The sequence below is a fragment of the Streptomyces sp. SudanB182_2057 genome (assembly GCF_964272715.1).
Taxonomy (GTDB): Bacteria; Actinomycetota; Actinomycetes; order Streptomycetales; family Streptomycetaceae; genus Streptomyces; species Streptomyces rubradiris.
Genome location: NZ_OZ186798.1, coordinates 5,785,383 through 5,808,398 on the forward strand (window position 1 = coordinate 5,785,383; position 23,016 = coordinate 5,808,398).

A 23,016-nucleotide genomic window follows, 5' to 3' on the forward strand; every position below is an offset into this window, starting at 1 on the left:
TGGGGAAAATTCAGGTTCACGGTACGAGGCTGGCGTGTTCTCACTACGCTCGGCTACAGGAAGAACACAACGAGTCCCCACGTGGACTCTGTTGCGTGAGAGGGGTCCCCCACTGTGGCCAACATCAGCACCCTCGACGCGGGCGCGTCTCCGCTGCACTACTACGGCTTCGAGCTACGGCGGTACCGGGAGGCGGCGGGCCTCACACAGCGTCAGCTCGGTGAAATCATCAACTACACCGGCTCGCTCATCGGTCAGATCGAGACAGCGAGGAAAGTCCCCACGCTGGAGTTCAGCCAGCGGGTGGACGCGGCGCTGGGGACGGGGGGTGCGCTTACCCGGCTCGTCCAGTTGGTGCTTCGTAGCCAACTTCCGGCCTGGTTCCAGGAGGTGGCTGAGCTGGAGGCGCGGGCCACTCAGATGAACACCTTCCACACGCACCTGATCCATGGCCTGCTACAGACGTCGGCATACGCGCGTGCTGTCCTCGGCGTACTCGACCAGGGCAAGCTCGATGACCGCACTGCCGCTCGACTGGCGCGTCAACGCATCTTCGAGAAGAGTGAACCTCCGCAATTCTGGGCGGTCATCAGCGAGGCTGCGCTGCACCAAGAGGTCGGGAGTCCTGAGGTCATGCGGGAGCAACTCGCCCACCTGTTGTCGTTCGAGGGAAACCCACTGATCAACGTCCAGGTGCTGCCCTACTCGGCCGGAGCACATGCGGGTTCGCAAGGTTCGTTCGACCTCTTCCACTTCGTGAGCGACCCGCCCATCGTGTACACCGAGGGCTACAGCAGCGGGCATCCGACCGCGAACCCGGACACCGTCAGGGACTGCTCGCTCCGTTACGATCACCTCCAGGCCGCCGCGCTCTCTATCAAGAAGTCGGCGGAGGTGATCCGACAAGTAATGGAGGACCGCTATGGAGAGCAAGTGGCGTAAGTCGTCGCACAGCAGCGACCAAGGCGGCAACTGCGTCGAGTGCGCCCCCCTCGGCGAACTGACCTGGCGCAAGTCCTCGTACAGCGGTGACCAGGGCGGGTCGTGCGTCGAGTGCACCCCCCTCGGCGACCTGGCCTGGCAAAAGTCCTCGTACAGCGGTGACCAGGGCGGCCAGTGCCTGGAGGTCGCTGAACCCCCCTGCGCCACCACCGTCGCCATCCGTGACTCGAAGAACCCGGCGGGGCCCGTGCTGAACGTCGGCCCCGCCGCCTTCGGCTCCTTCGTGTCCTGGGCGTCGGCTACAGCCGCTGGATGATCGTCCCGGCCGCCAGTCCGCCGCCCGCGCACATGGTGACGAGGGCGAACTCCTTGTCCGCGCGCTCCAGTTCGTGCAGGGCGGTGGTGATGAGGCGGGCGCCGGTCGCGCCGACCGGGTGGCCCAGGGCGATCGCACCGCCGTTGACGTTGACCTTGTCGAGGTTCTGGTCGAAGACCTGGGCCCAGCTGAGGACGACGGAGGCGAACGCCTCGTTGATCTCCACGAGGTCGATGTCCTTGAGGGTCATGCCCGCCTTGCCGAGAACGGCGCGGGTGGCGTCGATGGGGCCGTCCAGGTGGAAGTGGGGGTCCGCGCCGACGAGGGCCTGGGCGACGATCCGGGCCCTCGGCTTCAGCTTCAGCGCGCGGGCCATGCGCTTGGACGCCCACATGATGGCCGCCGCGCCGTCGGAGATCTGGGAGGAGTTCCCGGCGGTGTGGACGGCCGTCGGCATGACCGGCTTCAGGCCGGCCAGCGCCTCCGGGGTGGTGTCGCGCAGTCCCTCGTCCTTGTCGACCAGGCGCCACATGCCCTGACCGGCGTCCTGCTCCTCCTCCGTGGTGGGCACCTGGACGGCGAAGGTCTCCCGCTTGAAGCGCTCCTCGGCCCAGGCGTGGGCGGCGCGCCGCTGGGAGAGCAGGCCGAGCGCGTCGACGTCCTCGCGCGTCAGTCCCCGGTGGCGGGCGATGCGCTCGGCGGCCTCGAACTGGTTGGGGAGGTCGACGTTCCACTCGTCCGGGAAGGGTTTCCCGGGGCCGTGCTTGGAGCCGGAGCCCAGCGGGACCCGGGACATGGACTCGACACCGCAACTGATACCGACGTCGATGACGCCCGCCGCGACCATGTTGGCCACCATGTGGGACGCCTGCTGCGAGGAGCCGCACTGACAGTCGACCGTGCTCGCGGCCGTCTCGTAGGGCAGGCCCATGGTCAGCCAGGCCGTGCGCGCGGGGTTCATGGACTGCTCGCCGGCGTGGGTCACCGTACCGCCGACGATCTGCTCGACGGCGTCGGCCGGGATGCCGGTGCGGCCGAGGAGTTCACGGTAGGTCTCGCCCAGCAGATAGGCCGGGTGCAGATGGGCGAGCGCGCCGCCGCGCTTGCCGATGGGGGTGCGGACGGCTTCGACGATCACGGGTTCGGCGGCCATGGCTGCGGGTCCTCTCCGAGAGGGCTCTCCTCCAGAACTAGTACGTGTTCTAGTTCCCACTCGGCAGTCTGCTGATGTGATGACCGTCACCGCAAGGGTCTTGCGGGGGGAGAAGGCGTGATCCGCGCGGTTTCCGCACGGATTGGCTCAGTCGCGGCCCTTGCGACTTGTAGAACCCGTTATTACCGTCGCCGCACTCGCTGATGGACCGTCAGATGGCTGGAGCCGCCGATGCCCTGTCCAGCGCTGCCCGACGGGTTCGACCCCACCGACCCCGACCTGCTGCACCACCGCGTGCCCTTCCCGGAGTTCGCCGCGCTGCGCCGCGGTGAACCGGTCCGCTGGATCCCGCAGCCGCACGGCGTCGCGGGCTTCGCCGACACCGGCTACTGGGCCGTCACCCGGCACGCCGACGTCAAGTACGTCTCCACGCACCCCGAACTCTTCTCCTCCTCCCTCAACACGGCGGTCATCCGCTTCAACGAGCACATCGAGCGCGACGCCATCGACGCCCAACGGCTGATCCTGCTCAACATGGATCCACCGGAACATACGCGCGTGCGCCAGATAGTGCAGCGCGGCTTCACGCCACGCTCGATCCGCGCGCTGGAACAGCGGCTGCGTGACCGTGCCGAGGCGATCGTCGCCGCCGCCCGCGCCCGCTCCGGGCCCTTCGACTTCGTCACCGAGGTCGCCTGCGAACTCCCGCTCCAGGCCATCGCGGAACTGATCGGAGTGCCGCAGGAGGACCGTACGAAGATCTTCGACTGGTCCAACAAGATGATCGCGTACGACGACCCGGAGTACGCCATCACGGAGGAGATCGGCGCGCAGTCCGCCGTCGAGATCATCGCCTACGCCATGAACATGGCCGCCGAGCGCAAGCAATGCCCGGCCGGGGACATCGTCTCGACACTGGTGGCGGCGGAGGACGAGGGCAACCTGAACTCCGACGAGTTCGGCTTCTTCGTGCTGATGCTGGCGGTCGCGGGCAACGAGACGACCCGCAACGCCATCACCCACGGCATGCACGCCTTCCTCACCCACCCCGATCAGTGGGACCTCTTCCGCCGGGAACGCCCTGCGACCACGGCCGAGGAGATCGTGCGCTGGGCGACCCCGGTCCACGCCTTCCAGCGGACGGCGACCCAGGACACCGAACTGGGTGGCGTACGGATCAGGAAGGGCGACCGGGTCGGGCTCTTCTACGCCTCCGCCAACCGCGACCCGGAGGTCTTCACCGACCCCGACACCTTCGACATCACCCGCGATCCCAACCCCCACCTGGGCTTCGGCGGAGGCGGTCCCCACTACTGCCTCGGCAAGTCCCTGGCCGTGCTGGAGATCGACCTGATCTTCCGCGCCATGGCCGACGCGATGCCCGGCCTGCGCCTCGCGGACGACCCGCGACGGCTGCGCTCGGCCTGGATCAACGGGGTGAAGGAGCTGCGGGTGATGGCCGGCTGAGGCGAGCGCAAGAGGGGCCTGTCGGCCATGTGCCAGCAACATCAGGCCCAGTTGGCAGCGGTATCGCACGACTTCGCCCGCTCTGGGCAGTAGCCGGTCGACCGCGGTCCGTGACCGCGGCCGGTACCGCAAGGGAGGAGGGCCACGGCCCGACGGCCACCTCCTCCTCGCCCCACCGAAAGGAAACACCCATGGCAGGCACCGTCATCGACGTGACCGACGCGGACTTCGAGGAGAAGGTGGTCAAGGCCGCCGGGCCGGTCCTGGCCGTTTTCCGCGCCGAGTGGTCCGGTGTGTGCCGGGCGCTCGATCCCGTCCTCGCGGACGTGGCCGCGGAGTACTCCGGCCGTCTGACCGTGACCCGCCTCGACATCGACCGCAGCCCCCAGACCCCGCCGAAGTACAACGTCACGGCCATCCCCACCCTCTACGTCTTCAAGGACGGCAAGATCGTCGCCACCCGCATCGGACCCGCCTCGAAGGGCAACGTGGTCGAACTGGTCACGCCGCACCTGTGACTCCCGGCGCCTGACCGGGCTGCCCGTGGACATACGCGCGCACCCCCGCCGGGTGGGCGGGGGTGCGGGCGCGTTGTGGGGTGCTGTCGGCTCAGTACCAGCCGTTGGCCTGCCAGAAGTCCCAGGCCTTGACGGGGCTGCCGTAGCGGGAGTTCATGTAGTCCAGGCCCCACTTGATCTGGGTGGCCGGGTTGGTCTTCCAGTCGGAACCGGCGGAGGCCATCTTGGAGGCCGGGAGGGCCTGGACGAGGCCGTAGGCGCCGGAGGAGCTGTTGGTGGCGTGGGGGTTCCAGCCGCTCTCGTGGGAGACGATCTTGCTGAAGGCGTTGAACTGCGCGGCGTCCGGGATCATCTTGTGCGCGATCGCCTGGGCGGAGGAGGCCTGGGCCGGGGCGGCGTGAGCCGGAGCGGCGGTGAGCGCCATGCCGGCGGTGGCGGCGGCCACGGCGGCGGTGGTGAGGACCTTCTTCGGGGAAGCGATGCGGCGGATGACGGAGACGGTCACGAAGTACCTCTTGCGTTCGGGGATAGGGGGTCGCCCGCATGTGGAGGACCACGTCGAGTGGCCCGCATACGTCGGCGCCGCGGCCCGCTGTGGGCTCGTGGCGCCTGGCGACGTCATCCAGATAAGCAGGCCCGCCGGGGGCCCGCAATGACCCCCTTTACTAGTGGTGGCCGGATTCGTGAGGGACACGAAGTATGTGGCGTGCGTCTCAATCCGCAGGTCGGAGGGGGTGCGGGAAGGGGTGAATCGGGCAAAAGGCGCTACGGCTCGGGGTCGTAGGTGACGTGCGTCATGTGGGGTCCTTCACCGGCTCGCTCACGTCCCGTGCCCGGGTCCGCACGCCGGGTCACTGTCCGGGGCGGTCGAATGTGACCGCGGTCTCGAACGCGGCGCGCCTCGTGGCCCGGCGCAGTGCCCGCAGCACCGCCGGGCCGAGCGCGAGGGTCAGCACGACCGTGCACAGGGCCCGGCCCAGGTCCCAGCCGAGGGACGTGGCCGTGCAGTACGCGACGAACCGGGCCAGGTTCGCGGCGACCGCGTCCCCGGCCACGAAGGAGATGCCCGAGGCCCCGCCGCCCATGAAGGGCCAGCCGGCCAGGTTCATCACCGTGCCGTAGGCGAACGCGGCCAGGAAGCCGTACACCGCGAGCACCAGCAGCTCGGCCCGGCCGCGCAGCCGGACCGGGCCCGGCAGCAGCCCGGCGCCCATCGTGAACCAGCCCATCGCCAGCATCTGGAACGGCAGCCACGGCCCGACCCCGCCCGTCAGCAGGGCGGACGCGAACATCGTCACCGAGCCCAGGGTGAAGCCGAACCCCGGGCCCAGCACCCGGCCGCTCAGCACCATCAGGAAGAACATCGGCTCCAGGCCCGCCGTACCGGCGCCGATCGGCCGCAGCGCCGCACCCGTGGCGGCCAGCACGCCCAGCATCGCCACCGCCTTCGGGCCGAGACCGGACTCCGAGATCGTCGCCGCGACCACCGCGACCAGAAGGATGAGCAGGCCCGCGAAGAGCCACGGCGCGTCCTGCGCGTGGGCGCTCAGCTGGGAGCGGGGCGGCGCGAGGAACGGCCAGCAGAACGCGACCAGGCCGACGGTGCCGGTGAGGGCGAGCGCGGCGAGGGAGCGGGGGCCCAGGCGGACGGCGTGCAGGCGGGTACGGCTCATTTCAGGGCCTCGCGGACCTCGTTCAGGGCCTCGCGGACCTCGGAGACGGTCAGCCAGCGCTGCGGGGCCAGGATCTTCGTCACCTGCGGGGCGAAGGAGGGGGAGGAGACGACGATCTCCGCCATCGGGCCGTCGGCGATCACCTCGCCCTCGGCCAGCAGCACCACGCGGTGCGCCAGCTCGGCGGCCAGCTCCACGTCGTGCGTCGCCAGCACGATCGCGTGCCCCTCGGCGGCGAGCCCGCGCAGCACGGAGACCAGGCGGGCCTTGGCCGCGTAGTCCAGACCTCGGGTCGGCTCGTCCAGCAGGAGCAGCGGCGGGCGCGCGGTGAGCACCACGGCCAGCGCGAGCGCCAGCCGCTGGCCCTCGGAGAGGTCGCGGGGGTGGGTGTCGTCGGTGATGTCCGGGAGCAGCTCGGAGACCAGGGCGCGGCAGGTGCCTTCGGTGGCGCCCGCGTCCTTGTCGGCGGCGGCGCACTCCGCCGCGACCGTGTCCGCGTACAGCAGGTCCCGGGGGTCCTGGGGGACCAGGCCCACGTGGCGGATCAGGGTGGGGGGCGGGGTGCGGTGCGGGGTGAGACCGCCGACGGTGACCGTGCCGGTGGTCGGGGCGAGCAGGCCGACGAGGGTGTTCAGCAGGGTGGACTTGCCGGCGCCGTTGCGGCCCATGAGCGCGATGGTCTCGCCCTTGGAGACGGTCAGCTCTATGTGGCGCAGGGCCTGGGTGGTGTCCCGGCGCAGGGAGAGGGCGTGGATCCGGGCGAGGTACGGGTGGTCGGGGGTCGGTGTGGGGGTGGTGCGGCCGAAGAGGGAGCGGAACCGGTGCTGCCGCGGGGCGGGGGTGGGGTCGCTCGTCGGCGAGGGCGGGACCTGGCGCGAAGGACTGTCGGCCAGGCGGGCCCGTAGGGGAGCCGCCTGGCGGCGGGCGTCCCGGATCGTCAACGGAAGCGGGGACCAGCCGGCCAGGCGGCCCAGCGCGATCACCGGGGGGTGGACCGGGGAGACCGCCATGATCTCGGACGGGGTGCCGGTGAGGGGGGTGGCGCCGGGGGACGGGAGGAGCACCATGCGGTCGGCGTACTGGATCACCCGTTCCAGGCGGTGTTCGGCCATGAGGATCGTCGTGCCGAGGTCGTGCACCAGGCGCTGGAGGACGGCCAGCACCTCTTCCGCCGCCGCCGGGTCGAGCGCGGAGGTCGGCTCGTCCAGGACCAGTACCTGAGGGTGCGGGGTGAGGACCGAACCGATGGCCACCCGCTGCCGCTGCCCGCCGGACAGGGTGGCGATGGGACGGTCCCGCAGGGCGGCCAGGCCCAGCAGGTCCAGGGTCTCCTCCACCCGGCGCCGCATCACCGCCGGGGCGAGCCCCAGGGACTCCATGCCGTAGGCGAGTTCGTCCTCCACGGTGTCGGTCACGAAGTGCGCCAGCGGATCCTGGCCCACCGTGCCCACCACGTCGGCGAGTTCGCGCGGCTGGTGGGTGCGGGTGTCCCGGCCGGCCACCGTGACGCGTCCGCGCAGGGTGCCGCCGGTGAAGTGCGGGACCAGTCCGCTGACCGCGCCCAGCACGGTGGACTTGCCGACCCCGGACGGACCGGCGAGCAGCACGAGTTCGCCCTCCGGCACCTCGAAGTCGACGCCGGTGACGGAGGGTTCGGCGGCACCCTCGTACGTCACGCTGACATCCTCGAAGCGGATCACGACGGCTCCCTGGGGACGACGAAGGCGGGCAGCAGGGCGAGCAGGACGGCCACGGCGGGCCACAGCGGGAGGGTGGGGGCGACCAGCGGGACCACACCGGGGTGCAGGGCCTCCGGGTCGCGGACCGAGGCCAGCGTCAGCAGCGCGGCCACGGCGGCGCCGGAGCCGGTGACCAGCCAGGCGTGCGCTCCCCAGGGGTCGGGGCGGTACCGGGTGCGGGGGGAACGCCGGCCGCCCAGCCGCAGCCCGGCGAGCGCGGCGAGGACTCCGGCGAGCAGTACGGGAAGCCCGTAGGTGCCGCCTTCCGCGGTCAGCAGTCCGTACGTGCCCGCGCAGACGCCGAGCAGGCCGCCGAGGGTGAGGGCGGCGGTGGTACGGCGGACCGGGGCGGGCACCTCGGCGGTACGGCCGTAGCCGCGGGCCTCCATCGCGGCGGCGAGCGCGACCGAGCGTTCCAGCGCGCCCTCCAGGACCGGCAGTCCGACCTGGAGCAGGCCCCGCAGCCCCCGGTCGGGACGGCCGCGCAGGCGGCGGGCGGCGCGCAGGCGGCGGACGTCGGCGATCAGGTGCGGGGCGAAGGTGAGCGCGACGACCACGGCCACGCCCGTCTCGTACAGGGCGCCGGGCAGCGACTTGAGCAGGCGGGTGGGGCTGGCGAGGGCGTTCGCGGCGCCGACGCAGACCAGGAGGGTGGCGAGCTTCAGGCCGTCGTAGGCGGCGAAGAGCACGGCCTCGGCGGTCACCCGGCCGCCGAGCCGGATGCCCTGCGCCCAGTCGGGGAGGGGGACTTCCGGGAGGGTGAGGAGGGTGTGTGTGCCGGGGATGGGGGAGCCGAGCGCCACCGCGAACAGAACGCGGATGACCAGCACGGCGAGGGCGAGCCGGACGAACGCCGCGTACGAGCGGGCCCAGGGGGCGGGGGAGCGGTGCGTCGCCACGACGTACCCGGAGGCCGCGAGGAGCAGGGCCAGGAGGAGGGGGTTGGTGGTACGGGTGGCGGCGACACCGAGCGATATCGCCCAGAGCCACCAGGCACCGGGGTGCAGGGTGGGGCGGGACCGGGTGGGGGTGGTTTCCGGCGGACGGGACTGCGACTCCCTGGGGGCGCGGGGAACCGCGCGACCGGCCACGGCGCTGCCGCGGTCGCGGGACGGGCCGGGATCACCCGGACGCATCGCGTCGCGGTCGCAGGACGGGCCGGGGTCACCCGGACGCATCGCGCCGCCGTCGGGACTGCCATATCGCCGCGCCCGCCAGCAGGGCCACCACCCCCACGCCGATCGGCAGACCCAGGGACGGGCCGGAGTCGGACTCCGAGGACGCCGAGGACTCGGAGGAACCGGAATCGGGCGCGGTGGCGGTGGGCTCGCGGTCCGTGGAGGCCTGCTCGCCGCAGCCCTTGTGCGGGTAGCCCGCGATGGCGCACAGCAGGGCGTTGGTGTCGTACCGCAGCGGCCCCGCCACCGCGGCGAGCGCGTCCGCGCTGGACGCGTCGGACGGCACCCGCGCGCACACGGCCCGGCGCTGCGGCGGGGTCTCGCCGGACGGCGCGTCCGCGGACGTGCCGAAGTCCAGCACCATGGCGACCCGCTTGGCCCCGGACTTCGCCGGGGTGTCCGCGCAGATCGTGTCGAAGTCCGCCGTACCGCGCGGCCGGCCGGCGTCCGCGGCGTCCGCGCCCACGGTGAACCGGAAGCCCTGCACCGTACCGTCGTCGGGCCGGACGGAGGCCGGGCCCTGCGTCGCGTACGTCCAGTGGCCGTCGGTGCGCTCCCAGAAGGACCAGTAGCGGTAGCCGGTCGCACCGGCCCGCCCGGCGCAGACGAGGAGGAGCAGCGCGGCGACGAGCACCGGCGCGGCACGGCGGACGGCGGTCACGGCTGCTGCTTCTTCCGGCCGCTGAGCAGGAACCCGACACCGATGCTCGCGACGAGGCAGACGCCGAAGATCCACCAGCCCCAGTTCCGGGACTCCTTCTTCTCCTCCTCGTGCTGCTGGCCGGAGGTGTCCATCTGCGGGGCCGGGCCCTGCGCGTTGAGGGCGCTGACCAGGCTGGTGCCGTTGAAGTCGCCCGGCTGCTCACCGAGGGCGTGGGCGGCCAGGATCAGCTGGGCGTAGGCGGCGGGGCCGCTCTGCTCCGCCCACGGGCTGGCGTTCTTCTCCAGCCAGGCGTACGCCTTGCGGGCCGGTTCGGTACGGCCGTCCGCGGCGAGCGCGACGACGGCGTCCGCGGTGTTGCCGAAGTCCGGCTGGGCCTTGGCGCCGGGCAGGGTGGACTCCAGGTGCCCGGTCTTGCCGACGGCCGCCGCGAGGTAGGCGCCGGCGTTGTCGGCGACCTGGGTGCGGGAGGTGGCCTTGACGCAGGTGTCCTTTGCCGGGGCCTGGCCGGCGCGGGCCACGAAGCCCTTGCCGAGCGCGCCGAGCAGACCGGCGGCGGTGGCGTCGGCGTTGGGGAGCAGCTCGCCCTTCTTGTCCGGCTGGAAGGCGAGGGCGCCGCCGCCGTCCCGGTCGCACGGGACGGACCAGGCGGGCAGGGCGTCGTAGGGGGACTTGCCGGACTTGCGGACGGACGCCGGGTCGGTGCCGGCGGCGGCGAGGGCGCCGATGACGACGGAGGTGGAGTTGGTGTCGCTGGGGTCGCCCGGGTAGTAGCTCCAGCCGCCGTCCTCGTTCTGGACGGACTTCAGCCAGCCCACGGCCTTCTCCACCGCGCCGCCGTGCCCGCCGGTCGCGGCGAGGGCCTGGACGGCGGCAGCCGTGCTGTTGGTGTCCGTCTTCAGCTTGTCGTCGCAGGGCTTGTCCGGGGTGGCCCGGAAGGCGGCGAAGGCGCCGTCCGCGCACTGCTGGCCGGTGAGCCAGTCCACGGCGGCGGGGGCGGGCTTGTAGCCGAGGGTCCGCTGCGCGACCAGCGTCAGCGACTGCCGCCACACGCCGTCGTACGTCGGGTCACCCTTGCCGTACAGCCCGGAGGGGACCGTCGTCTTGGGCGACGGGGACGGGTCGGCGGCCGTGGCGGGCGCGGCGGCGGCCAGCACGCCTACGGCGGCGAGAGCCGCGGCACTGCGGCGGACGTTCATGGTCGGCGACTGCCTCTCCTGCGGGGAGCCGGGCAGCACGCGGGTGACACCCCGGGCGGCTCGGCTCCGTCAACCTCGACGGTGCCGTGCGCGGCGGACCACCGGCGCACGCGAGCCGTCAACGACCCGGCGGGACGTTCCCGCCCGCTCCGGCCAGGCCGGTGCCGCGGCGAAGACACCGCCGGAATTGCACCGGCTTTCCCCCGTACGGGTGTGACGACCCCGCCACTTTACCGGCCGCCTTCAGCGGGGCCGGAGGTGGCCGGGGGCGGGTGCGGGTGGTGGCCGGGGGTGGGCGTGGGCCGGGGGCGGGCGTGGCGGTCGCGCGGGAATCGGGCCACCCCGACGCCCACCGCTGAGCCGGCGGGCCCTACGCCGCGTGTCCGTGGGTCGTCGGGTGGACCGTGGCGGTGAGGTGGCGGGACATGCGGCGCAGAGCGTGCTCGCACTGGGCCGGGGTGTCGGCCGTGGCCACCCAGTGGGCCAGACGGTCGGTGAGCCCGGCGTGGGAGGCCGCCGTCACCGGGTCGCCGGGGCTGCGGGTGAGGACCATGCGCTCGGCGGACGGCTCGTGCGTGGCGGCGGGGTCCAGGCGGAGGTGGGTGAGGCGGCCGGTCACGGCCGGGTAGGCGAACTGGACGGCGGCGGCCCGCTGACGGGTCGGGGTGACGTCCGGGACCCCGCCGGTGGCCAGGGTCGCGGCGGCCCCGGCCAGGTCGACGCCGGTGGCCCGCTCCACCAGCAGCGGGATCAGGTCGCCGGGCGGGTACGGGGCCACGCCCAGGACGCGGGGGCCGCGGGCGGTCAGCCGCAGCGTGATGTGCGCGACGGTGTCGGTGAGCCGCAGGGCGTGCACGGCCCGCTCCACGCACTGGCGCAGGAAGCGGTTGTGCAGCAGGCCGTCGTGGGCGTGGACACCGTGCCGCAGCGGACGGCGGGCGGGCGCCGGGCCCGGGACCGTACGGGTGAGCGCGACGATGCGCACCTCGTCGTCCAGGACGACGGCCTCGGCCGACACCGGTTCCCCCTCGGTGTCCGCCGGATCCGCCGTCGGCACCCGGTGCCGGTCCAGCAGCGCCCGTAACGCCACCGGATCGGCGCACGTCACGGCCGTCTCGTACGGCAGGCCCGGCAGTCCGAGCCGGGCGGCCAGCCGCGCTGCCGCGGGCAGGTACTCCGGGGACCAGGCCAGTACGCCCCCGACGGAGTGTCTTCGCAACGCCCCGGCCGTCCGTTCCGTCGCGGCCGGGTCCGCCGCCACGTGCGCGGTCACATACGGGCGGGCCCAGCGGGCGGGCCGGGACGGGTCGACCAGGAGGACCGGGCGGGCCGCGGCGACACGGGCCAGCGGGAACTCGCCGCAGATCTCCCCGCGGCCGGCCCCGAGGAGCACGACGGGCTGGGCCATGGGCCTGGACCTTCCTCGGGGGGAAGGCGATCAGGAGCGCCCCGGGTGCCGCTCCCCCATAGGCGGCACCCGAGGCGGGTCGGATCTTGCTCTCCGTGCAGTGATCCTCACCCACACGCCCCGAACTGTCAACGATAGCTGCGCAATTACGCAGGGAGCCTTGTCAGATCTGGTCGCCGAGGGGGCGACCTAGTAGCCTCGCGCCCAGCCGGCGAACGGAAAGACACGCAGGGGGACTCGGTGAGTGACGTCTACGCCGCGCTGGCCGACGTACTGGACCGGCTCGGCGAACTGACCGGCAGGCCCGGCCGGCTGCCGGAGGCCCTCGACGTGGCCGGCCTCTCCTACCGCACCGGCGTCCCCGTGGGCGTCGTCGTCGAACTCCTCTCCGGCGGCCGGGCCGGCGAGACCTGCCTCGCCCACCGGGTGCGCCAGCGGCTGGACTTCATCCGGGAGACCCGGCGCCGCCCGGACGGCAAGCGGTACTCCCTGGACGAACTGGCCCGGATCGCCGGAACCAGCAGGCAGTGGCTGAGCGAATGGCGCAAGAGCGGCATGCCCAGCCTGGAACACGCCGACCGGCTGCGCCGCTTCTTCGGCCTGCCCGCCGGCTTCTTCACGGCCGACGAACCGGAGGCCCTGTTCGAGGCGCTGCAACCGGTGCTGCAGAGCCTGGAGGCCGAGGCCGACCCGCTGCTGAGGCTGCGCGAGAGCGGCCTGATCCGGCTCGCCGCCCGGGCCCCGCAGATGAACGCCCGGCAGCTCGCCACCCTGGCCGACCTGGCAGAGATGATCATCGCCTCGGAGAAGGCGGGGGACACCGGGCGTGCCTGAACAGTCCGCCAAGACCCCGAGGCCCAAGCGGACTTCCCGGTCGGCGATGGCCCTGCGGCCCTTCGGCTCCCCGAAGCGCTTCCTGGACCGGCTCGTGCGCGAGACCGTCCGCACCCTCACCCCGCCGACCACCCCCGAGGCGTTCCTGCACGCGCTGTGCGCCACCCTCAGCCCCCACCTGGACCGCCCGGTCAAGCTGCGGTTCGTCGCCTTCCCGCCGGGCCTGGACATCTCCGGGATCACCCTGGCCCGCGAGGAGGACTACATCGTCGTGGTCGAACAACGCGCCCCCGACCCGCACAAGTTCGTCATCGCCGGGCACGAGATCGGCCACATCCACCACGGCACCATGGACGTCCACTACGCCCCCGGGCTGCCCGCCGCCGCCCGCCGGCTGCTGGCCCGCGCCGACGACGACATCCCCTGGGACCGGGTGGTCGCCATGGCCACCCGGTCGCCCGCCGCCGAGGCCGCCGAGGCCGAGTGGGAGGCCGAGGAGTGGGGGCTGCGCCTCGCGGCGAAGTTCTCCAAGGTCGTCGGGCCGGGCGCGACCGGCCGGATGACCCAGGACACCCTCACCGACCGGCTGTCCTCCTCGCTGGGCAACATAGGCGGCCCCTGATGCGCTGGGACATCTCCGGCTCCTGGATCTCCTACGCCGTCCCGGCCGTCCTGTTCGCCGTCGCCTTCGTGATCAAACTGCCGCTGCTGCGGCGCGCCTGGCAGGACCCGATCCTGCGGGCCACCGCCGTGCTGCTCGCCATCGGCACCCTCGTCTTCGTCTCGCTGCCGCCGGCCAACCTGCACCGCATCAACGTCCTCACCGGCGTCCCCAACTTCGCCGCCGTGTGGGTGTACTCCCTCGCCACCGCCTATTGCGGGGCCTGCCTGTGGCTCATCATCACCTGGCGGGAACCGCCGTCCGCCGCCCGCCGCCGGCGCACCCGCCAGGTCGGGCTGGCGTACGCCGCCGTCATCGCCGGGCTGTGCGTGACGTTCCTGCTCGCCGACCACGGCGTGGAGCGGCTGCGCGACCTCGACACCTACTACGCCCGCACGCCGTGGATGCGCGAGTTCATCCTGCTCTACGTCATCGCCCACACGGCGTCCGCGCTGGTCGCCGCCGGGCTGCTGCGGGCCTGGTACCGGGAGGTCACCGACACCTGGCTGCGCCGCGCGGTGATCTTCCTCCAGGAGGCATACGCCCTCGGGCTCCTCTTCGACGTCGCCAAGTTCGCCGCCATCGCCGGCCGGTGGAGCGGCCGGGACTGGGACTGGCTGTCGACCTACGCGGCGCCGCCGTTCGCCATCGCCGAGGCGGGCCTGGTGGCCGTCGCCTTCATCGTCGGCCAGGCCGGTCCGGTGCTGGCGGAGCGGCGGCGCCTGGTCCGCGACCACCGGCGGCTGAAGCCGCTGTGGCAGACCATGCTCACCATCGCCCCGCCCGCCGCGCCCGCCACCGGCCGGGTCAGCGGCGCCGCGCTGCGCCTGGAGCTGCGCCGGGCCGCCATCAACGACGGCCTGCTGAAGCTGGGACCGTACCTGAGCGCGTTCCGGCGGGAGCGGATACGGCGTGCGGCGCTGGAGGCGGGCTACCCGGAGCCGGTCGCGCGGGGCATCGCGGGGGCGGTGGACCTCCGGTTCGCCGCGGCGGCGCTGCACGCGCCCGACGACCAGGAACACCCGCACTCCGAGGCCGATTCGCTCGCGTTCCCCTGTGTCCCCGACAGCGAACTCCAGAACGTCTCGCACGTGCTGCGCGACTACGAGGCGGCGATAACCCGGTTTTACCGGCAGGCCCTCGCGGGGGAGGGCTCCGGCGCCGGGGAGGGTGCCGGTGCCGTAGGGGGTTCCGCCGGCACGGAGGGTTCCGGTGTACGGGACCTGGGCGCGTCGGCCTGACCTGCCTTCGCCGCTTGCTTGTACCGCCGTGCTCGTACCGCCGTGCGGGTCCCGTCGTGCTGGACCCGCCGTTCTCACACCGCCACGTAGGCCACCGGCTCGCTGCCCGGTACCGGCTCCGCCCGGCCCAGCTTCACCAGGCGGCGCAGATGGGACTCGGCCTCGGAGACCGCGATGTTCCGGGAGCCGTAGGGGATGTCCCCCCAGGGGCGGTTCCACTCCATGCGCTCGGCGAGCCGCCAGGGCGTGAGCGGCTCGGCGAGCAGGGCCAGCAGGCCGGTCAGGCGGCGCTCGTGGTGGTCGAGCAGCGCCCGTACGCGGCCCGGGGCGTCGGTGAAGGCGTGCTGGTGGGCGGGGAGGACCTCGGCGGGGGCCAGCCGGGCGACCCGCTCCAGGGAGTCCAGGTAGTCACCCAGGGGGTCGGTCACGGTGGCGTCGCCCGGATCCTCGTACAGGCCGATGTGCGGGGTGATCCCGGGCAGCAGGTGGTCGCCGCCGAACAGGCGGCCCCGGCCGGGGAGCCGGGCCGGATGCTCCTCCTCCAGGTGCAGGCAGACATGGCCGGGCGTGTGGCCCGGGGTCCAGACCGCGCGCAGCCGGCGGCCCGGCAGGTCCAGGAGTTCCCCGGGGACGATCTCCCGGTCCGGCAGGGCGGGGGACAGGCCGGGCAGCGTCCGCCCGCGGGCCGACCGCAGCGGAGCCACGTGCTCCTCGGGCGCCCCGGCCGCCGCGAGCTTGTCGGCCATGTATGCGAACCACTGCTCCGGCCGGCCCTCCCGGGTCCGGCGCACGATCGCCGCGTCCGCCGCGTGCAGCGCCACCCAGGCGCCGGACGCCTCCCGTACCCGCGCCGACAGCCCGTGGTGGTCGGGGTGATGGTGGGTGACGACGACGCCGTACACCTCCCGCACTGCCGTACCGCAGTCCTCAAGGCCCGCCGTCAGCGCCTCCCAGGCCCCGGGGTCGTCCCAGCCGGCGTCGACCAGCACCGGGCCCCGGTCGGTGTCCACCACGTACACCAGCGTGTGCCCGAGGGGGTTGTCCGGAATCGGCACCTTCACGGCCCACACGCCCCCACCGTGATCAAACGTCTCCACCATCCGGTCCTCCGCCCCTTGTTCAATTGACTGATGGTCAGATTACCCACGGGGGCCGGACGCGGCGGGTGGTGAGGATGCGCGGGAGCCGACGTGCGGGTGGTTTCCTCGGATGGGAGCTGGTATCAAGTCTGACGGGGCGTCAGGAATGTCGGGGACGCGATGACGTGCGGTGGGAGGCGGTCGGGTGTGAGCGGACTGGTGGAACACGGGCAGTTGTTCATCGGCGGGGAGTTGACCGACCCGCACGGCCGGGACGTCATCGAGGTGGTCTCCCCGCACACCGAGCAGGTCATCGGCCGCGTGCCGCACGCCTCCCGGGAGGACGTCGACCGGGCCGTGGCCCTCGCCCGCCGCGCCTTCGACGAGGGCCCCTGGCCGCGTACGACGCTCGCCGAGCGGATCGAGGTCGTCACCCGGATCAAGGACGGCATCGCCGCCCGGCACGAGGAGATCGCCCGGGTGATCTCCGCCCAGAACGGCTCCCCTTACTCCTGGAGCGTCCTCGCCCAGGCGCTCGGCGCGATGATGGTGTGGGACGCGGCCGTCAAGGTCGCCCGCGACTTCACCTACGAGGAGCGCCGGGCCGGAATCCTCGGCCCGATCCTGGTGCGCCGCGAACCGGTCGGCGTGGTCGCCGCCGTCGTGCCCTGGAACGTCCCGCAGTTCGTGGCCGCCGCCAAGCTCGCCCCCGCGCTGCTGGCCGGCTGCCCGGTGATCCTCAAACCGTCCCCGGAGACCCCGCTGGACGCCTACCTCCTCGGCGAGATCGCCCGCGAGGCCGGGCTGCCCGAGGGCGTGCTGTCCATCCTCCCCGCCGACCGGGAGGTCAGCGAGTACCTGGTCGGGCACCCCGGCATCGACAAGATCTCCTTCACCGGCTCGGTCGCGGCCGGCAAGCGCGTGATGGAGGTCGCCGCCCGCAACCTCACCCGGGTCACCCTGGAACTGGGCGGCAAGTCGGCGGCCGTGGTGCTGCCGGACGCGGACCTGGAGACGGCCGTGGCCGGGATCGTCCCGGCGGCCTGGATGAACAACGGCCAGGCGTGCGTGGCGCAGACCCGCATCCTGCTGCCGCGCTCCCGCTACGACGAGTTCGCCGACGCCTTCGCCCGCGCGGCCGGCGCCCTGAAGGTCGGCGACCCGCTGGACCCGGCCACCCAGGTCGGCCCGCTCGTCGCCGAACGCCAGCGGCGCCGCACCCTCGACTACATCCGCGCCGGCCAGGAGGAGGGCGCCAAGATCCTCGCCGGCGGCGGCCGTCCGGCCGGGCCGGAACGCGGCTGGTACGTGGAGCCGACCCTCTTCGGCGACGTCGACAACACCATGCGGATCGCCCGCGAGGAGATCTTCGGCCCGGTCATCTGCCTGCTGCCCTACGGCGACGAGCGGGAGGCCGTGCGGATCGCCAACGACTCCGACTACGGCCTGTCCGGCAGCGTGTGGACGGCCGACGTCGAACACGGCACCGACATCGCCCGGCAGGTCCGCACCGGCACCTACTGCGTCAACACCTTCAGCCTGGACATGCTCGGCCCGTTCGGCGGCTACAAGAACTCCGGCCTGGGACGGGAGTTCGGCCCCGAGGGCTACGGCGCCTACCTGGAGCACAAGATGATCCACCTGCCGGCGGGAGCCTGAGCCATGGGCGACCGCTGGCACGTGGAGGTCGACCGGTCCCTCTGCGTCGGCTCGGCCCAGTGCCTCCACCACGCCCCCGGCGGCTTCCGGCTGGACTCCGCCCGCCAGTCCCGGCCCCTCGCCCCGGACACCGACGCGAGCGAACCGCTCCTGGCGGCGGCCGAGGGATGCCCGGTGGAGGCCATCGTGATCACGCTGGCGGAGAGCGGGGAGGCGGTGTACCCGCCGGAGGAGTAGACGCCCCTCGTCCCGTGGTGCGGCGGCCATGTCACAGGAGGGATGCGTTGGCAAATGGTGGGAATTGGGCGGTTCCGTCAGAGGTATCCGCTATATCCTGATATCAGCCTACGAGGCGAGTGAGGGAGTCCGACCGGAGTAGCCGACTCAGGCGAGACGCGAAGAGCATCCGCCCGGGCCGACAGCGACGGTAGGGCTGAGAGGTCGGAAGGCAGCGACGCCGGACGACGACCCCCATCACCTGATCCGGACCATACCGGCGAAGGGAACCCGTCTCGTAGGTCTTCTCTGTGCCCTCTTCCGGAGCCATCGCGCCAGTGCCATCGCGCCGGTGCCACCGCGGCTGTCAGGGGCGCGCGGCGGCCGAATCCGGCAGGTCGATCAGCCGGCACACCGTCTCGATGTCGATCTTCACCTGGGCGATCGAGGCACGGCCGGACAGCCAGGTGATCAGCGCCGAGTGCCAGGTGTGCTCGATGACCCGGACCACGGACAGCTGCTCGGGCGTGGGGTCCGCCAGGCCCATCGCGTCCAGGATGATCGCGGTCGTCTGCCGGGACACCTGGTCGACCTCGGGCGAGACGCTGCGGTCGGCGAAGGTGAGCGCGCGGACCATCGCGTCGGCCAGGTGCGGCTCCCGCTGGAGCGCGCGGAAGGCGCGCATCAGGGTCTCCGCGACCCGCTCGGCGGCCGTGGCGCCCGCCGGGGGCTTCTTGCGCAGGGTGCCGTGCATGTGCTCCAACTGGTCCTGCATGGTGGCGACCAGCAGGTGCACCTTCGACGGGAAGTAGCGGTACAGCGTGCCCAGCGCCACCTGCGAGGACTCGGCCACCTCGCGCATCTGCACGGCGTCGAACCCGCCCCGGCCGGCGAGCCGCGCGCTGGCGTGCAGGATCCTGCGGCGGCGGGCCTCCTGCCGCTCGGTGAGGGGTGGCGCGGCCGGGCGCGAGGTGCTGGCTTCCGCAGGCATGGGTCCCGTTCCGTGACAGTCGGTGAGGGGGTCTGTAGGGCTCGTGATCAGCCAGCATGGCAGGGGCGCGCGCCGTGGCGCGAATCACCCGATCCACTGCTCACAGCGCCCCTACCTGCCGGTAGATTCGGAGCCTCTTGAACGATCAAGTCTGAAACTTGTTCTAGATTAGCGTCCCGTCGTAGTCTCGCGGGACAGTGCAGGCAGAAGGGGGCACGGAGTGACCGCTGAGGCCCGGGAAGCGGGTGCCGACCAGGAGCCCGCTGCCGACGGGGGGCGACCGCTCGACATCGCGCTCCTCACCTACAAGGGGAACCCGTTCTGCGGGGGACAGGGCGTCTACGTACGGCACCTCTCGCGCGAACTGGCCCGCCTCGGGCACCGCGTGGAGGTCATCGGCTCCCAGCCGTACCCCGTGCTGGACGAGGGCTACCCGAACCTCACCCTCACCGAGCTGCCCAGCCTCGACCTCTACCGCCAGCCCGACCCCTTCCGCACCCCCAAGCGGGACGAGTACCGGGACTGGGTCGACGCCCTCGAAGTCGCCACCATGTGGACCGGCGGCTTCCCCGAGCCGCTGACCTTCTCGCTGCGCGCCCGCCACCACCTGCGCGCCCGGCGCGGCGAGTTCGACGTCGTCCACGACAACCAGACCCTCGGCTACGGCCTGCTCGGCGACATCGGCGCCCCCCTCGTCACCACCGTCCACCACCCCATCACCGTGGACCGGCGGCTGGAGCTGGACGCGGCCGAGACCTGGCAGCGCCGCTACTCGGTGCGCCGCTGGTACGCCTTCACCCGGATGCAGAAGCGCGTCGCCCGCCGGCTGCCCACCGTCCTCACCGTCTCCGGCAGCTCCCGCCAGGAGATCGTGGACCACCTCGGGGTCCGCCGCGACCGGGTCCATGTCGTCCACATCGGCGCCGACACCGACCTGTTCGCGCCGAATCCCGCCGTCGCCGAGGTGCCGGGCCGGATCGTCACCACCTCCAGCGCCGATGTGCCGCTCAAGGGGCTGGTGTTCCTCGTGGAGGCGCTCGCCAAGGTGCGCGCCGAGCACCCCGCCGCCCACCTCGTCGTCGTCGGCAAGCGCCCCGCCGAGGGCCCGGTCGCCCAGGCGATCGAGCGCTACGGCCTCGCGGGCGCCGTCGACTTCGTCAAGGGCATCTCCGACGCCGAGCTGGTCGACCTGATCCGCTCCGCCGAGGTGGCCTGCGTGCCCTCCCTCTACGAGGGCTTCTCGCTGCCCGCCGCCGAGGCCATGGCCACCGGCACCCCGCTGGTCGCCACCACCGGCGGCGCGATCCCCGAGGTCGCCGGCCGCGACGGCGACACCTGCCTGGCCGTACCGCCCGGCGACGCGGACGCGCTGGCCGCCGCGCTGAACCGGCTGCTCGGCGACCCCGGGCTGCGGGCGCGGCTCGGCGCGGCGGGCCGCGACCGGGTGCTGGCGAACTTCACCTGGGCCCGCGCCGCCGAGGGCACCGTGGCCCACTACCGCGAGGCCATCGCCCGCGCCGCCCGCGCGGGCGGCCCCGCCCGACCCGCGGCCCCGGGCCGCCCCCGGGCCGCGACCGGCCCGCGCGGGGACACCCCCACCGCCGCCGCCCCGGCGAGCGCCCCGTCCGCGACCCCCACGAGTGACACCAGCGTCTCCTCCGAAAGCAGGGCCACGTGCTGACCGTCGACTTCTCCCGGTTCCCGCTCGCCCCGGGCGACCGCGTCCTGGACCTCGGCTGCGGGGCCGGCCGGCACGCCTTCGAGTGCTACCGGCGCGGCGCCCGGGTCGTGGCCGTGGACCGCAACGGCGAGGAGATCCGCGAGGTCGCCAAGTGGTTCGCGGCGATGAAGGAGGCCGGTGAGGCCCCCGAGGGCGCCACCGCCACCGCCATGGAGGGCGACGCACTCGCCCTGCCGTTCCCCGACGAGTCCTTCGACGTCGTCATCATCTCCGAGGTGATGGAGCACATCCCCGACGACAAGGGCGTGCTCGCCGAGATGGTCCGCGTGCTCAAGCCCGGCGGCCGGATCGCCGTCACCGTGCCGCGCTACGGCCCCGAGAAGGTCTGCTGGGCCCTGTCCGACGCCTACCACGAGGTCGAGGGCGGCCACATCCGCATCTACAAGGCCGACGAGCTGACCGGCAAGCTCCGCGAGGCGGGCCTGAAGCCGTACGGCAGCCACCACGCCCACGCCCTGCACGCCCCCTACTGGTGGCTGAAGTGCGCCTTCGGCGTCGACAACGACAAGGCGCTGCCGGTGCGCGCGTACCACAAGCTGCTGGTCTGGGACATCATGAAGAAGCCGTTCGCCACCCGGCTCGCCGAACAGGCGCTCAACCCGCTGATCGGCAAGAGCTTCGTGGTCTACGCGACCAAGCCGCACCTCCCCTCGCTCGGCGCAGAGGCGGACGCCAGGTGACCACGCCCCGGACAGAACACCTCGTCCTGCCCGGGGTCCTCACCGCCGAGCAGGCCGCCGCGACCGTCGCCGGCATCCTCGCCGGGCAGCGGGAGGACGGCGCCATCCCGTGGTTCCGCGGACACCACCTCGACCCCTGGGACCACACCGAGGCCGCCATGGCCCTGGACGCGGCCGGCGAGCACGAGGCCGCCGAGCGCGCCTACACCTGGCTGGCCCGGCACCAGAACGAGGACGGCTCCTGGTACGCCGCCTACGCCGACGGCGCCCACGACGACATCACCGACCGGGCCCGCGAGTCCAACTTCGTCGCCTACATAGCCGTCGGCGTCTGGCACCACTACCTCTCCACGGGGGACGACACCTTCCTGGACCGGATGTGGCCGGCCGTCTACGCGGCCGTCGAGTGGGTGCTGCGGCTCCAGCAGCCCGGCGGGCAGATCGGCTGGCGGCGCGAGGACGACGGCACGCCCACCGCCGACGCCCTGCTCACCGGCAGCTCCTCCGTCCACCACGCGCTGCGCTGCGCGCTCGCCATCGCCGAGCAGCGCGAGGAGCCGCAGCCGGACTGGGAGCTGGCCGCCGGGGCGCTGCGGCACGCGATCCGCCGGCACCCCGAGCGCTTCCTGGACAAGGACCGCTACTCGATGGACTGGTACTACCCGGTCCTCGGCGGTGCCCTGACCGGAGCGGAGGCCAAGGCCCGGATCGAGGCGGGCTGGGACCGGTTCGTCGTGCCCGGCCTCGGCGTGCGCTGCGTGGTGCCCAACCCCTGGGTGACCGGCGGCGAGTCCAGCGAACTCGCGCTGGCCCTGTGGGCGGTCGGCGAGTCCGACCGGGCCCTGGAGATCCTCCAGTCCATCCAGCACCTGCGCGACCCCGCGACCGGCCTGTACTGGACGGGCTACGTCTTCGAGGACGACGCGATCTGGCCCCGTGAGCTGACCACCTGGACGGCGGGCTCGCTGCTGCTGGCCGTGGCCGCGCTGGGCGGCCACGAGGCCACCTGCGCGGTCTTCGGCGGCGAGCACCTGCCGGCCGGCCTGGACCCGGACTGCTGCGCCTGACCGACGCCGGCGCCGGCACCCGCGCCGGTGCCGGCACAGGCACCTGCACAGGCACCCGTACCGGCACGCGCGGCGGAACCGGCACCCGCGCCCGCACCGGGCACACCGCTCAGTGCCGGTGTATTCGGCGAGCTATCGCGTGGCCGGCGAACAGATAGACCACGGCGGCCAGGCCGTACCCGGCGACCACGCGGGCCCATGCCTCGTCGAAGGTGAACAGGTCGTGCGACCACCCCGCCAGCCAGGAGGCCGCGTCGTGCACGAAGCGGACCAGGTCGTTGCCCCGGTTCGCCTCCAGCAGGTACATCAGAATCCACAGGCCGAGGATCAGCGCGGCGAGGTCGGCGACGATCGCCACGACCCGTCCGGCCTGGTTCGCACCGTTGCGATATCGAGTGGACATACTCTCCGGATTGCCGCACCGCGGGCCCTGTAACCCCTGAAACGCCCCCGACGCGCCCCGGAGACGCCCCCGACCCGTCCCGGACGGCGACCGCGCCCCCACGGGCATCCCCCGGGCGCGTCCCCCCGGACGGCGTCCCCCGAGTGGCGCATCCGCCCGCCCCGGGCGAACCTGCCGGAGGAACCAGACC

23 protein-coding genes are annotated in these 23,016 nt (G+C 73.0%); 12 read left to right on the forward strand and 11 right to left on the reverse strand.

The annotated features are described in order from the left end of the window. Window positions 1-114 precede the first annotated feature (114 nt). Together ACSURM_RS25560 and ACSURM_RS25565 are read left to right on the forward strand one after the other, a co-directional pair. The gene (locus ACSURM_RS25560; protein WP_436958092.1) at window positions 115-942 is read left to right on the forward strand and encodes a helix-turn-helix domain-containing protein; all 828 of its coding nucleotides are present in this window, start codon (window positions 115-117) and stop codon (window positions 940-942) included. Then, complete coding sequence (locus ACSURM_RS25565) at window positions 923-1,258, forward strand: DUF397 domain-containing protein (protein ID WP_436958093.1); 336 nt, start codon at window positions 923-925, stop codon at window positions 1,256-1,258. Before ACSURM_RS25560 ends, ACSURM_RS25565 begins: the two co-directional genes overlap by 20 nt. Here the strand turns inward: ACSURM_RS25565 and ACSURM_RS25570 are convergent. After that, entirely contained in the window at window positions 1,242-2,411 is a 1,170-nt protein-coding gene (locus ACSURM_RS25570) for a steroid 3-ketoacyl-CoA thiolase (RefSeq protein WP_436958094.1), read from the reverse strand. The genes ACSURM_RS25565 and ACSURM_RS25570 overlap by 17 nt on opposite strands. A gap of 231 nt (window positions 2,412-2,642) precedes the next feature. Here ACSURM_RS25570 and ACSURM_RS25575 point away from each other — a divergent pair, with 231 nt between their 5' ends. Continuing rightward, window positions 2,643-3,878, forward strand: a complete 1,236-nt coding sequence (locus ACSURM_RS25575) for a cytochrome P450 (RefSeq protein ID WP_436958095.1) — start codon at window positions 2,643-2,645, stop codon at window positions 3,876-3,878. Window positions 3,879-4,069: 191 nt separating this feature from the next. After that, window positions 4,070-4,396: a thioredoxin family protein gene (locus tag ACSURM_RS25580; RefSeq protein WP_436958096.1), complete on the forward strand. Its 327-nt coding sequence runs from the start codon at window positions 4,070-4,072 to the stop codon at window positions 4,394-4,396. A 91-nt stretch (window positions 4,397-4,487) separates the two neighbouring features. On the opposite strand, the gene ACSURM_RS25585 is transcribed toward ACSURM_RS25580, so the two are convergent. The 7 genes from ACSURM_RS25585 to ACSURM_RS25615 all read right to left on the reverse strand — a co-directional run bounded on the left by ACSURM_RS25585 (window position 4,488) and on the right by ACSURM_RS25615 (window position 12,254). Next, window positions 4,488-4,901, reverse strand: a complete 414-nt coding sequence (locus tag ACSURM_RS25585; protein ID WP_436952665.1) for a lytic transglycosylase domain-containing protein — start codon at window positions 4,899-4,901, stop codon at window positions 4,488-4,490. A 346-nt stretch (window positions 4,902-5,247) separates the two neighbouring features. Next, window positions 5,248-6,069, reverse strand: coding sequence for an ECF transporter S component (locus tag ACSURM_RS25590; RefSeq protein ID WP_436958097.1), 822 nt, complete (start codon window positions 6,067-6,069; stop codon window positions 5,248-5,250). After that, window positions 6,066-7,769, reverse strand: coding sequence for an ABC transporter ATP-binding protein (locus ACSURM_RS25595; RefSeq protein WP_436958098.1), 1,704 nt, complete (start codon window positions 7,767-7,769; stop codon window positions 6,066-6,068). Before ACSURM_RS25595 ends, ACSURM_RS25590 begins: the two co-directional genes overlap by 4 nt. Beyond that, on the reverse strand, window positions 7,766-8,986 hold the full coding sequence (locus ACSURM_RS25600) for an energy-coupling factor transporter transmembrane component T (RefSeq protein ID WP_436958099.1): 1,221 nt from the start codon (window positions 8,984-8,986) through the stop codon (window positions 7,766-7,768). The genes ACSURM_RS25595 and ACSURM_RS25600 overlap by 4 nt, the downstream gene beginning before the upstream one ends. After that, window positions 8,973-9,647: an SCO2322 family protein gene (locus ACSURM_RS25605; RefSeq protein WP_436958100.1), complete on the reverse strand. Its 675-nt coding sequence runs from the start codon at window positions 9,645-9,647 to the stop codon at window positions 8,973-8,975. The genes ACSURM_RS25600 and ACSURM_RS25605 overlap by 14 nt, the downstream gene beginning before the upstream one ends. Continuing rightward, window positions 9,644-10,846, reverse strand: coding sequence for a prenyltransferase/squalene oxidase repeat-containing protein (locus ACSURM_RS25610; RefSeq protein ID WP_436961184.1), 1,203 nt, complete (start codon window positions 10,844-10,846; stop codon window positions 9,644-9,646). The genes ACSURM_RS25605 and ACSURM_RS25610 overlap by 4 nt, the downstream gene beginning before the upstream one ends. Before the next feature lie 370 nt (window positions 10,847-11,216). Next, entirely contained in the window at window positions 11,217-12,254 is a 1,038-nt protein-coding gene (locus ACSURM_RS25615) for a hypothetical protein (protein ID WP_436958101.1), read from the reverse strand. Window positions 12,255-12,494: 240 nt separating this feature from the next. On the opposite strand from ACSURM_RS25615, the gene ACSURM_RS25620 reads away from it, so the two are divergent. The 3 genes from ACSURM_RS25620 to ACSURM_RS25630 are packed head-to-tail and all read left to right on the forward strand — an operon-like array spanning window position 12,495 to window position 14,990. Then, window positions 12,495-13,088 (forward strand): XRE family transcriptional regulator, encoded by a 594-nt coding sequence (locus tag ACSURM_RS25620; RefSeq protein WP_436958102.1) that lies wholly within the window; start codon window positions 12,495-12,497, stop codon window positions 13,086-13,088. Beyond that, entirely contained in the window at window positions 13,081-13,710 is a 630-nt protein-coding gene (locus tag ACSURM_RS25625) for a hypothetical protein (RefSeq protein ID WP_436958103.1), read from the forward strand. The genes ACSURM_RS25620 and ACSURM_RS25625 overlap by 8 nt, the downstream gene beginning before the upstream one ends. Next, window positions 13,710-14,990, forward strand: a complete 1,281-nt coding sequence (locus tag ACSURM_RS25630; protein ID WP_436958104.1) for an MAB_1171c family putative transporter — start codon at window positions 13,710-13,712, stop codon at window positions 14,988-14,990. Before ACSURM_RS25625 ends, ACSURM_RS25630 begins: the two co-directional genes overlap by 1 nt. Window positions 14,991-15,064: 74 nt before the next feature. Here ACSURM_RS25630 and ACSURM_RS25635 read toward each other — a convergent pair whose 3' ends face one another. Next, window positions 15,065-16,090: an MBL fold metallo-hydrolase gene (locus tag ACSURM_RS25635; protein ID WP_436958105.1), complete on the reverse strand. Its 1,026-nt coding sequence runs from the start codon at window positions 16,088-16,090 to the stop codon at window positions 15,065-15,067. A 186-nt stretch (window positions 16,091-16,276) separates the two neighbouring features. On the opposite strand from ACSURM_RS25635, the gene ACSURM_RS25640 reads away from it, so the two are divergent. Both ACSURM_RS25640 and ACSURM_RS25645 read left to right on the forward strand, forming a co-directional pair. Further along, entirely contained in the window at window positions 16,277-17,728 is a 1,452-nt protein-coding gene (locus tag ACSURM_RS25640; protein WP_436958106.1) for an aldehyde dehydrogenase, read from the forward strand. A 3-nt stretch (window positions 17,729-17,731) separates the two neighbouring features. Next, on the forward strand, window positions 17,732-17,965 hold the full coding sequence (locus ACSURM_RS25645; protein WP_436958107.1) for a ferredoxin: 234 nt from the start codon (window positions 17,732-17,734) through the stop codon (window positions 17,963-17,965). Between the two features lie 346 nt (window positions 17,966-18,311). Here ACSURM_RS25645 and ACSURM_RS25650 read toward each other — a convergent pair whose 3' ends face one another. Next, a complete protein-coding gene (locus tag ACSURM_RS25650) occupies window positions 18,312-18,935 on the reverse strand; it encodes a TetR family transcriptional regulator (protein ID WP_436958108.1) in 624 nt (207 codons plus the stop codon). 220 nt (window positions 18,936-19,155) lie between these two features. On the opposite strand from ACSURM_RS25650, the gene ACSURM_RS25655 reads away from it, so the two are divergent. From ACSURM_RS25655 to ACSURM_RS25665, 3 genes are read left to right on the forward strand one after another with little or no spacing between them, the layout of a single operon-like run. Next, complete coding sequence (locus tag ACSURM_RS25655) at window positions 19,156-20,616, forward strand: glycosyltransferase family 4 protein (RefSeq protein ID WP_436958109.1); 1,461 nt, start codon at window positions 19,156-19,158, stop codon at window positions 20,614-20,616. Next, a complete protein-coding gene (locus ACSURM_RS25660; RefSeq protein ID WP_030789722.1) occupies window positions 20,610-21,356 on the forward strand; it encodes a class I SAM-dependent methyltransferase in 747 nt (248 codons plus the stop codon). Before ACSURM_RS25655 ends, ACSURM_RS25660 begins: the two co-directional genes overlap by 7 nt. Beyond that, window positions 21,353-22,423 carry a prenyltransferase/squalene oxidase repeat-containing protein gene (locus ACSURM_RS25665; protein ID WP_436958110.1) on the forward strand — a complete coding sequence of 357 codons (1,071 nt, stop codon included), beginning with the start codon at window positions 21,353-21,355 and terminating at the stop codon, window positions 22,421-22,423. Before ACSURM_RS25660 ends, ACSURM_RS25665 begins: the two co-directional genes overlap by 4 nt. A 109-nt stretch (window positions 22,424-22,532) precedes the next feature. Here ACSURM_RS25665 and ACSURM_RS25670 read toward each other — a convergent pair whose 3' ends face one another. Further along, window positions 22,533-22,826 (reverse strand): hypothetical protein, encoded by a 294-nt coding sequence (locus ACSURM_RS25670; protein WP_189999495.1) that lies wholly within the window; start codon window positions 22,824-22,826, stop codon window positions 22,533-22,535. Window positions 22,827-23,016 lie beyond the last annotated feature (190 nt).

Bases quoted from the DNA above. Each gene is read 5' to 3' on its own strand.
- ACSURM_RS25565 (WP_436958093.1), top strand. From the start codon at position 923: ATGGAGAGCAAGTGGCGTAAGTCGTCGCACAGCAGCGACCAAGGCGGC.
- ACSURM_RS25570 (WP_436958094.1), bottom strand. From the start codon at position 2,411: ATGGCCGCCGAACCCGTGATCGTCGAAGCCGTCCGCACCCCCATCGGC.
- ACSURM_RS25575 (WP_436958095.1), top strand. From the start codon at position 2,643: ATGCCCTGTCCAGCGCTGCCCGACGGGTTCGACCCCACCGACCCCGAC.
- ACSURM_RS25580 (WP_436958096.1), top strand. From the start codon at position 4,070: ATGGCAGGCACCGTCATCGACGTGACCGACGCGGACTTCGAGGAGAAG.
- ACSURM_RS25590 (WP_436958097.1), bottom strand. From the start codon at position 6,069: ATGAGCCGTACCCGCCTGCACGCCGTCCGCCTGGGCCCCCGCTCCCTC.
- ACSURM_RS25600 (WP_436958099.1), bottom strand. From the start codon at position 8,986: ATGCGTCCGGGTGACCCCGGCCCGTCCTGCGACCGCGACGCGATGCGT.
- ACSURM_RS25610 (WP_436961184.1), bottom strand. From the start codon at position 10,846: ATGAACGTCCGCCGCAGTGCCGCGGCTCTCGCCGCCGTAGGCGTGCTG.
- ACSURM_RS25615 (WP_436958101.1), bottom strand. From the start codon at position 12,254: ATGGCCCAGCCCGTCGTGCTCCTCGGGGCCGGCCGCGGGGAGATCTGC.
- ACSURM_RS25630 (WP_436958104.1), top strand. From the start codon at position 13,710: ATGCGCTGGGACATCTCCGGCTCCTGGATCTCCTACGCCGTCCCGGCC.
- ACSURM_RS25635 (WP_436958105.1), bottom strand. From the start codon at position 16,090: ATGGTGGAGACGTTTGATCACGGTGGGGGCGTGTGGGCCGTGAAGGTG.
- ACSURM_RS25645 (WP_436958107.1), top strand. From the start codon at position 17,732: ATGGGCGACCGCTGGCACGTGGAGGTCGACCGGTCCCTCTGCGTCGGC.
- ACSURM_RS25650 (WP_436958108.1), bottom strand. From the start codon at position 18,935: ATGCCTGCGGAAGCCAGCACCTCGCGCCCGGCCGCGCCACCCCTCACC.
- ACSURM_RS25670 (WP_189999495.1), bottom strand. From the start codon at position 22,826: ATGTCCACTCGATATCGCAACGGTGCGAACCAGGCCGGACGGGTCGTG.